General features: G+C 37.7%; 10 protein-coding genes. 3 read left to right on the forward strand and 7 right to left on the reverse strand.

All coding sequences use genetic code 11. The features are described from left to right. Nucleotides 1-96: 96 nt before the first annotated feature. From pdxJ to lepA, 6 genes are all read right to left on the reverse strand, one after another. On the reverse strand, nt 97-837 hold the full coding sequence (pdxJ, locus tag Q0794_RS14175; RefSeq protein ID WP_298942986.1) for a pyridoxine 5'-phosphate synthase: 741 nt from the start codon (nt 835-837) through the stop codon (nt 97-99). Between the two features lie 75 nt (nt 838-912). Next, the gene (gene recO / locus Q0794_RS14180; RefSeq protein WP_298942987.1) at nt 913-1614 is read right to left on the reverse strand and encodes a DNA repair protein RecO; all 702 of its coding nucleotides are present in this window, start codon (nt 1612-1614) and stop codon (nt 913-915) included. An 87-nt stretch (nt 1615-1701) separates the two neighbouring features. Then, nucleotides 1702-2604, reverse strand: a complete 903-nt coding sequence (era, locus tag Q0794_RS14185; protein WP_298942988.1) for a GTPase Era — start codon at nt 2602-2604, stop codon at nt 1702-1704. Nucleotides 2605-2674: 70 nt separating this feature from the next. Beyond that, nucleotides 2675-3361, reverse strand: coding sequence for a ribonuclease III (gene rnc / locus Q0794_RS14190; RefSeq protein WP_081695326.1), 687 nt, complete (start codon nt 3359-3361; stop codon nt 2675-2677). After that, nucleotides 3358-4278: a signal peptidase I gene (gene lepB, locus Q0794_RS14195; protein WP_298942989.1), complete on the reverse strand. Its 921-nt coding sequence runs from the start codon at nt 4276-4278 to the stop codon at nt 3358-3360. The genes rnc and lepB overlap by 4 nt, the downstream gene beginning before the upstream one ends. Nucleotides 4279-4433: 155 nt before the next feature. Continuing rightward, nucleotides 4434-6230: a translation elongation factor 4 gene (lepA, locus tag Q0794_RS14200; RefSeq protein WP_298942990.1), complete on the reverse strand. Its 1797-nt coding sequence runs from the start codon at nt 6228-6230 to the stop codon at nt 4434-4436. A gap of 586 nt (nt 6231-6816) precedes the next feature. On the opposite strand from lepA, the gene Q0794_RS14205 reads away from it, so the two are divergent. Beyond that, nucleotides 6817-7281 carry an RNA-binding protein gene (locus tag Q0794_RS14205; protein WP_298942991.1) on the forward strand — a complete coding sequence of 155 codons (465 nt, stop codon included), beginning with the start codon at nt 6817-6819 and terminating at the stop codon, nt 7279-7281. A 238-nt stretch (nt 7282-7519) separates the two neighbouring features. On the opposite strand, the gene Q0794_RS14210 is transcribed toward Q0794_RS14205, so the two are convergent. Further along, on the reverse strand, nt 7520-8398 hold the full coding sequence (locus Q0794_RS14210) for a LysR substrate-binding domain-containing protein (RefSeq protein WP_298942992.1): 879 nt from the start codon (nt 8396-8398) through the stop codon (nt 7520-7522). A 232-nt stretch (nt 8399-8630) separates the two neighbouring features. Between Q0794_RS14210 and hisC the strand changes: the two genes are divergently transcribed. Both hisC and Q0794_RS14220 read left to right on the forward strand, forming a co-directional pair. After that, complete coding sequence (gene hisC / locus Q0794_RS14215; protein ID WP_298942993.1) at nt 8631-9719, forward strand: histidinol-phosphate transaminase; 1089 nt, start codon at nt 8631-8633, stop codon at nt 9717-9719. 47 nt (nt 9720-9766) lie between these two features. Then, nucleotides 9767-10141 (forward strand): transporter substrate-binding domain-containing protein, encoded by a 375-nt coding sequence (locus Q0794_RS14220; RefSeq protein ID WP_298942994.1) that lies wholly within the window; start codon nt 9767-9769, stop codon nt 10139-10141. The last annotated feature ends 52 nt before the right edge of the window (nt 10142-10193 follow it).

Below are 10193 nucleotides of genomic sequence, written 5' to 3' on the forward strand. Positions count from 1 at the left end.
TAAGCATTAATCATTCTGTTCGATTAATGCTTATTAATACTTACTTATAGCTTATTTATGGCTTACTTATACATTACTACCTATAAACTATATGGCCTATAAACTATGATTACGACCTTCAATCATCAAACGTTTCATCTCACTCACTGCAACAGAGAAACCATCGACTAATGCACGAGCAACAATAGCATGGCCAATATTAAGCTCGATGATCTCAGGTAACGCGGCGATAGGTTTAACATTGTGATAATTCAAACCATGACCTGCATTAACTTTAATTCCTGCTTTATGACCATAGGTTGCGGCTTTTGCAACACGTGCTAGTTCAGCGTCTTGAATCTCTTCGGTTTCAGCATCAGCATATTGACCCGTATGTAATTCAACATAAGCCGCTTTCATTTTAACGGCCGCATCAATTTGTGCCGCTTCAGGATCAATAAACAAACTAACTTGAATGTTCGCCGCATTTAAACGACTCACAGCCTTCGCTATTTTATCATAATTACCCACGACATCTAAACCACCTTCTGTGGTTAGCTCTTCACGTTTTTCAGGCACTAAACAAACAAATGTTGGTTTAGTTTTTAGTGCGATTTCAACCATTTCATCGGTAACTGCCATTTCAAGGTTCATACGTGTTTGTAAAGTTTGAGCTAACACGTCAACGTCACGATCATGGATATGACGACGATCTTCACGAAGATGGATAGTTATACCATCCGCACCAGACGTTTCTGCGACAGCTGCTAAATGTGCTGGCTCTGGGTAACATGTACCACGTGCATTACGAAGTGTTGCAACATGGTCGATATTTACACCCAATAAAATTTTGCTCATGTTATTTCCTTTATACTGTTGCTATTAATTTTTTCTTTGGCCTGATTGTTAGGGTGTTGAAATAACCCAAAATTTTTATTTAGCGGCGAAAAGTGCGCGGCTATGTAGAGGTCTATCACCTAACAAATTAGCTAATGCTTGGCGGCAAAAACGTTTTGCCATTTTTAAAGTTGCTTCACTATCAAGTTCGCGTTGCGATAAGTTAATAATATCTTGCCCGTCATAAACCTGCTCTGGTTTACAAATAGCTTGTTTAGCAAAAAAACCAAGTTGCTGTTGATATTGATATTGAAAACCTGACTCGATAATTTCATCACTGTAAACATCATGATCGAAGTTAATACCATAACCTAATGTTTCTAATAATGTTAATTCAAATAAACGTAGTGCTTTTTGTGGGTCGTCATCACGAGCAATACTAATAAGCGTACGTTGATAACATTCAAAAAGACCATCGCAAGCCGTCTCAGCTTGCAATAAACGATATAGCAACTCGTTAACGTACATCGCAATATATAAACGTTGTCCATGTAATGGTACAACTTGAGTTTGCGCCTCTAGCGACTTAACCGTTTTTAAACTACCACGGCCAAAATAACTGGCGAGCAATAACGTAAACGGTTGAGCCATGCCACGTTTCATGCGAGTACTACTACGGCCACCTTTAAAAACAAGGCTTACTTTACCTACGTCTTGGCAAAACAGGTCAACCAATTGACTCGTCTCACCATAAGGACGGCGGTGAAGTATAAAAGCATTGTGGCACTCAATAGACATTAAATAGCCTCTATAAGCAGAAAATAACCATTATGAAAGGTCAAAGCTTGTCACTAAAAGTGCTAAGCTAAACCTTATTAATGTCTATTAACCGTTATAATCATCCCCATAACCCAATGAACGTAATGCACGATCGTCATCAGCCCAACCAGATTTAACTTTAACCCAAATTTCTAGGAATACTTTAGAGTCAAATAGCTCTTCCATATCGATTCGTGCTTGCATGCCTATCGCTTTCAGCTTTTCGCCTTTATTACCGATAACCATACGTTTTTGGCCATCACGCTCGACTAAAATCAGGGCATTGATATGCAAAATACCGTTAGCTTTTTGTTTAAATTGTTCAATTTCAACGGTAACTGAATAGGGTAATTCATCACCTAAAAAGCGCATTAGCTTTTCACGTACAATTTCAGACGCCATGAAACGTGAAGAACGATCGGTAATGTAATCTTCTGGGAAATAAAACTCAGATTCAGGTAAAACACCTTTAGCCCATTCACGAATTTTTTCAACGTTATCGCCAGATTTAGCTGACATCGGCAAAATATGTGCGAAGTTATAAAGCTTACCGATCTTCTGTAAATGCGGTAATAATAATTCTTTATCTTCGACGTTATCAATTTTATTAACCGCTAAAATAACCGGACATTTTAGGTATTCAAATTTTCTTAATACCATTTCGTCATCAGCAGTCCAATGCGTTCCTTCAACGACAAATACAATCATTTCTACATCATTGATTGAGCTTGATGCGGCACGATTCATTAAACGGTTAATGGCACGTTTTTCTTCTATATGTAATCCAGGTGTATCAACAAACACAGTTTGATAATCACCATCGGTATCAATACCAAGAATACGGTGACGCGTTGTTTGTGCTTTACGTGAAGTAATACTTACTTTTTGACCAAGCAATGCATTAATAAGCGTTGATTTCCCTACATTAGGACGCCCGACGATTGCGACTAAGCCACATTTTTGTGTCATTATTTAGCTCCTAAATAGATGAAAGTTAAAGTTAATAATACCGGTAAATAATGTGCATTAAGAAGTAACATTATTTGTCACCTAACAATGCAGTTAACATAGTTTGTGCAGCAACTTGCTCTGCTTTACGACGACTTGTGCCTTTGCCCTGGACTTGTTGCATACCTTCAATTTCGCAGCTCATCGTGAATTGTTGATTGTGCGCTTCACCTTTCACATCAAGGACTTCATAAAGCGGCAAAGGTTGTTTACGAGATTGTAAATGCTCTTGTAAACGTGTCTTAGGATCTTTTTGTCCGATACCCGGTTGAATGGTATTCAGACGGCTTTCAAACCAACTTAATACTAATTTATTCACCACATCGATATTAGAGTCTAAGAAAACGGCACCAATGATCGCTTCAACGCCATCAGCGATAATTGAATCACGACGGAAACCGCCACTCTTTAATTCGCCAGGTCCTAATATCAAGCAATCACTCAATACAAATTCACGCCCTACTTCTGACAACATTTTCCCGCAGACTAAGGTCGCACGCATGCGACTTAAGTCACCTTCGTCAACTTTAGGAAAACGTTTATATAAATCAGTTGAGATAGCAAAACTTAAAATAGAATCGCCTAAAAACTCTAAACGCTCATTATGTAAACCAAGTGCACTTCTATGTGTTAACGCTTGTTTTAATAATGAAAAATCTGAAAATTCATAACCAATTCGTTTTTCTAAACGCTTTAATTCTTGTTCTTTCATCTTCATTTGATGCTACCTATACGTTCAAAACGTACATTACTTGGTACCCAGCTAGGTAAAAAGTCACTTGCATCACGGTCAAACTCAAAGCTGATCCACTTAGCAACTGCTTTGCCGACTAAATTACGCTCAGGTACAAATCCCCAGAAACGGCTATCACGACTATTATCACGGTTATCGCCCATTACAAAGTAATTACCTTCAGGTACAACCCACTCGTAAGCTGCAGTTAATGGTGTTTTTTGTTGGTAATAACCTTCCACTTGCTCTCTTCGCAAAGGATTAATCAGTAGCTGATGCTCAACATCACCTAATACTTCAGAATAAACTTTGACAGTATTGCTTTCATGCTTGAAGTCTTGAGCGCCGATAAATGAAGTGTCTAGTTTTTTATAATCGCCACAGTTTGCTTCACCACATGCAGGTACGATATAAAGTGCTTTATCTTTATAAACAATTTTATCACCCGGTAAACCGACAACACGTTTAATAAAGTCAACACGTTGATCTTCAGGGAATTTAAACACCGCAACATCACCACGTTCTGGATGACCCGTTGGGATTAACGTTGTTTGCCAAACAGGCTCTTTGATACCGTATGAGAATTTTTCAACCAAAATAAAATCACCAACTAGCAGCGTTGGCATCATTGAACCCGATGGAATTTGAAACGGTTCATAAATAAAAGAACGCAAAATAAATACCGTTGCTATGACTGGAAACAAGCTACGCGCATTTTCAATAATTGGGTTTTCAGGCACCATTTTTGCCAATGTTTTTTCGTCTAAATCAATATCAGATTGAGCTTGTAAATCGGCATAAGCCTGTTTACGTTTTTTAGCCCATTTAATTTTATCAAGAATCCAAATGAGACCTGTTACTAAGGTTAAAATTACTAAAATTAATGCAAATGAATTTGCCATTTTTTTTCCTATCCATTTATAAATCATATTAATTAATGGATTTTAACTAATATGACTCGTTTAAAATACAAAATGCGCGGGTTAGAAACCAGCGCATTAACATTTTTTAATTACTATTTTCTATCCTAAAACTTAGCATAAAGAGTAATCAAACATTACTTATCTTTACCGATATGTAATACCGCTAGGAAAGCCTCTTGAGGTACATCTACATTACCAACAGACTTCATTCGCTTCTTACCTTCTTTCTGTTTCTTCAACAGTTTTTTCTTACGGCTGATATCACCACCGTAACATTTTGCCAATACGTTTTTAGTTAATTGCTTAACCGTTGAACGGGCAATAATTTTACTACCAATCGCCGCTTGTATTGCAATATTAAACATTTGACGAGGAATCAACTCTTTCATTTTTTCAACTAACTCACGACCGTAAGTTTCTGAGTTATCACGATGTGTAATTAAGGCTAAGGCATCTACACGGTCGCCATTAATCATCACGTCTACACGGACCATGTCCGCTAACTGATAACGAACAAAATTATACTCTAATGATGCATAACCACGACTGGTTGATTTCAAACGGTCAAAGAAGTCCATGACTACTTCACCCATTGGAATTTCGTAAGTTAATGCCACTTGGTTACCGTGATACGCCATCTTGGTTTGTACACCACGTTTATTGATACACAAAGTGATAACATTCCCTAAATAAGCTTGAGGCACTAAAATGTTACATTCAGCAATAGGCTCACGGATTTCATTAATGTCATTCGTTGCTGGCAATTTAGCAGGGCTATCAACGTATTCGACTTCACCATTACTTTTTTCTACTTCAAAAATAACCGTTGGTGCCGTAGTAATAAGGTCAATATCGTATTCACGCTCTAAACGCTCTTGAATGATTTCCATGTGTAGTAAACCTAAGAAACCACAACGGAAGCCAAAACCTAGTGCCGACGAGTTTTCTGGTTCATATAATAATGACGCATCATTAATACTTAATTTACCCAATGCATCACGGAAGTTCTCATAATCATCAGAACTTACAGGAAACAGACCCGCGTAAACCTGTGGTTGAACACGTTTAAAACCAGGTAACGCTTTTGGCGACGGATTATCAGCAAGTGTTAACGTATCGCCTACTGGTGCGCCCAAAATATCTTTAATACCAGAAATAACATAACCAACTTCACCGGCTTTTAAAATTCCTGTTTCTTTTTGTTTCGGCGTGAAGTAGCCCACTTTAGTCACTAAATGAACTTGACCTGTGGTCATTACTTTCATTTTATCGCCGACTTTAATTTGGCCGTGCTTGATACGTACCAATGACACAACGCCTTGGTAATTATCAAACCATGAGTCAATAATTAATGCCTGTAGTGGTCCATCTAGATCCCCTACTGGCGGCGGGATCATACGTACGATCTCTTCTAATACTAAATCAATACCTAACCCAGTTTTAGCAGAACAACGTACGGCGTCTGTCGCATCAATACCTACAATGTCTTCGATCTCTTCAGCCACACGATCGGGTTCTGCAGCCGGTAAATCGATTTTGTTTAAGATTGGAACAACTTCTAGTTCCATTTCTAACGCGGTATAACAGTTTGCTAAGGTTTGCGCTTCAACACCTTGACCCGCATCAACAACTAATAAAGCCCCTTCACAAGCCGCTAAAGAACGTGATACTTCATAAGAAAAATCTACGTGTCCTGGTGTGTCGATAAAGTTTAACTGATAAGTTTCACCGTCTTTTGCTTTATAATCTAACGTGACACTTTGCGCTTTAATAGTAATACCACGCTCACGCTCGATATCCATAGAATCAGTTACTTGCGCGGCCATCTCACGCTCGGTTAAACCACCACAAGTGCTGATTAAACGATCTGACAATGTTGACTTACCATGGTCGATATGGGCAATAATTGAAAAGTTACGAATATTTTTCATGAATACTTTTAATACCTTGTTAGTGACTACATATTGCATTGCGATACAGGTTGATCGTCGCTTGATTACCACTTTATCGCAGCTAACTTAATCGCCATTTTCTGCGCGTTTTAAGTAACTTTAATGCTTATTTTTGATGTCTGGTTTTAATACGCGTAATTTGCGTATCCTAATTGCCGTGCATTCTAGCTAATTTCTGTTTTAATCTCCATCTTTAAACGCCTATCGTCGTAATGCTTTAGCAGTTAACTTCACGTTATATTTTTTCCCAGAATAAAAAGTAAATATTTACCCTTAAAAACATATTGAGGACAAAAAACAAGCGCCAAATGGTCACATTTCACTCACAAACAGCGAGGCTTCCCTCACATTTTTAACTTTTCTTCAATAAGATCAAAGATGATCAAGCAATCTATTAACGCTAATTAGTTTTTTTGACATACAATAGACATTGCTTTTCATGGATTGATAATGGCAGGGATTATGCCACCATTCTCAAAAAAGCATTATGAGCTATTTTCGATATATCGAATCTACGCTTACGTTTCTAGTTCTTTTCTTTTATTATTTTTGAGGTTATTAAATTATGAAGTCAAACACTCCAGTGTTGCTTTCTGTTGCAGTTGCCGTTATTGGTGCAGCTGCCATCACCCTACTTTCAATCAGTGTAAATGGCGCAATATTATTCGCCGCTGGTGCAGTGATAGTAGGTTTTCTGATTCAACTTGCAAATACAAGCAAAAGTACTGCAACAACAGCAACTGCGCCTGAAGCGGATTTTGCAACGACAACACTATATGTTGGTAACTTACCTTATCGCGCAAACGAAATGGCTATTCGCACATTATTTGCAGAACAGGGAAAAGTTATTTCAGTCCGTTTAATGAAAGACAAACATACGGGCAAACGTCGTGGTTTTGGTTTTGTTGAAATGCCAGAAAGCGATGCGGCAAAGGCAATTGAAGCATTAAATGAAAAAGAGTTCCAAGAGCGCTCATTAAAAGTACGTGAAGCAAACGAACGCACGCCACGTGAAGAAGTAGCTGAATAAATTTTTTAGCTAGCGTAAAAAGGCCCGAGCGCAGTAATTGTTCTCGGGCCTTTTTGTTTTTGGGATTGTTCATTATCGATCAGATGTTAATCTGTCCATCAAAACGAATTATCTATCAGTATAAGACTCACCTTTATTAAACAATATTTAATCATCCTCCCTGTTTTACTCTGCTCTCTTTACTTATTGCCGTTTTATATTTAGTAATGAATTTGATGTCAGAAAGTTATTCCATTAATTAGTTAGTGTGTTCTAGAAGCCAAGCCACCAATATTGGTAATGATAAGTTGTTAGATGTTTTTGAACTTGCTAAATAATAACCTTTACCTGATTTCACCTGCAATGAATGCGGCATCATTAGCGCGCCAGAGGCAACATCTAACGAAGCTAATACAAAGTCGCCAATACTAATACCAAACCCCTGCTTCGCGGCACCTACCGCAGCATCTAACGTTGCAAAGTGTTGGTTATGCGTTGACGTTAATGAAGGACTATCCGTCTGTGCTAACCATAAACACCAATCGCTTTGCTGTGGTGTGGAATGCAACCATGGCATATTTTTCATGTCTGTAATGCTGAGCAGAGCCTTTCCGTCAGGTAAAAGCGAGGGAGCGCATACTGGCGTTAATACTTCCTCAAATAATAGATCACTGGTTAAATTTTTATCTTTTATTTCAGTACAATAGTAAATAGCCGCATCGAAAGATTCAGATGAGAAGTTAGTATCGTGTTTAATGGAAGAGGTCAGCTCGACCGTTATATCGGGATAAGCTTGTTGAAAGGCCATAATTTTAGGTAACAGCCAAGTAGTAATACAACTAGGCGCTTTTAATTTAATGATCGGTTTTATAGCAGAGACTTGCTCGACCGCACTTTTCATTTGCTGAAGCACTTGTTTTATTAAAGGTAAAAAATGCAATCCTTTTTCGGTGAGTGTTAGACCTCTCGCATGTCGATGAAATAAAGCGATACCAAGTTTTTTTTCTAAAGCAATAATTTGTCGACTTACGGCTCCTTGTGTCACGTTCAACACTTGCGCTGCAGAAGTAAATTTCAGTTGCTCAGCAGTGACAACAAATGCCTGTATTTCTTTAGTCGAAGGTAAACGATTATTCATTATTATCTCGTACTGGCTTATACAAATAGAACTAACAAGTAACCGATTATGCTGCTTCTACATAACTTGCTATGACTTTTACTCATAGCAAGTATACCTATTTTTCGTTTCATCTTTCAATGAAGATTTGTTTAAATCGAACTAACAAAACAAATGAATAATTATTCTAATTTAAAGCGTAAATATTCAATACTTTATAAAACTGTATTTTACTTAAATTGGAAGTTGGTTAATGCAATCATTAGCATCAAAGTTAGTCCCTAAGGCAGTACAAAAACTTGTTCCTTATCAGTCCGCACGTCGTCTCGGTGGCAATGGCCATTTATGGTTAAATGCCAATGAGCTTGAATCTAGCGCTCAGTACGGCGACTTAAGCCAAGGCAGTAATAGCCATTATAATCGCTACCCTGATTTTTTACCTCATGATACGGCACAAGCTTACCTCCACTATTGCGAGCAACAATCGGGCAAACTAGATTGCGAAATAGTTGCTGTACGCGGTGCAGATGAGGCTATTGATTTATTAGTTCGTACTTTCTGTAGTCCGGGTGATGATCAGATTATTATCTGTTCTCCTACTTATGGGATGTACGAGTTTTGTGCAGATTCGTTTTCTGTCAACACGTGTAAAGTCCCTCTTTTAGAAAACTTTCAGCTTGATGTAGTAAATATTAAAAAACAATTACCAACGAGCTCCTTATTATTTTTATGCTCGCCTAATAACCCAACGGGTAATGCGATTAATGAGGATGATATTGTTGACCTGTTAGAAGCCAGTAAAGATTCAACATTAGTGGTGATTGATGAAGCTTATATTGAATTTTCAACACATAGCAGTGCATTACATTTAATGCATAAATATCCGCATCTGATTGTTATACGCACTTTATCGAAAGCCTTTGGATTGGCCGCTATTCGTTGTGGGTTCTTATTGGCTGATACGTGTGTCATGTCTTATATAAACCGCCTCATTGCACCTTACCCAATTGCGGATCCGACGGCAGAGATTGCGTTAAAAGTACTCTCTCAAAATGGACAGGACCTTATGCAGCAACAAACAAGTCAACTTATACAAGTACGTGAATGGTTTAAAGGACAGCTAATGTTATTAGATTCTGTACAGCATGTATTTGGTAGTGAAACTAATTTTGTTTTGATTCGATTTACTAATAATGTAAACAGTTATCAGTACCTCATTGAACAAGGTATTGTCACGCGAAATCAAATCCATGAACCTGCCTTAAGTAATTGTATTCGCATTACTATTGGCTCTAAAGAAAGTATGCTTGAAACCTTAAACGCCCTAAAAAAATTAAATTAGTCATTTTCATTTATAACAATTAACAATATATCTAAAAGGAACTTACGATGAAATCGTTAAAAATAGCAGTACTATTATCATCAACATTGCTGTCATTAATATTTATGACCCCATTACAAGCAGCAGAGTCAAAGACAGTTCGTTTATCTTCTGATTTTACTTACCCACCATTTAATTACAAAAATTCAGATGGCAAACCTGTCGGCTTTGATATAGAAATTGCAGATGCGTTATGTGCTCAAGCCGAATTAAAATGTGAATGGATAACACTCGCATGGGACGGTTTAATACCTGGATTATTGTCAAGAAAATCAGATGTGATCATGGCTTCTATGCGTATTACAGAAGAACGTCAAAAACGTGTATTGTTTACAGATAAATACTACCAAACACCGGCTCATAGGTTGGACATTAAGAGGTAACCGCGTGCAAACCATATTGCAATCTACCTCTTTTTTTATCTCTGTCTGGGTT

It is taken from the genome of uncultured Psychromonas sp., from assembly GCF_947489755.1.
Taxonomy (GTDB): Bacteria; Pseudomonadota; Gammaproteobacteria; order Enterobacterales; family Psychromonadaceae; genus Psychromonas.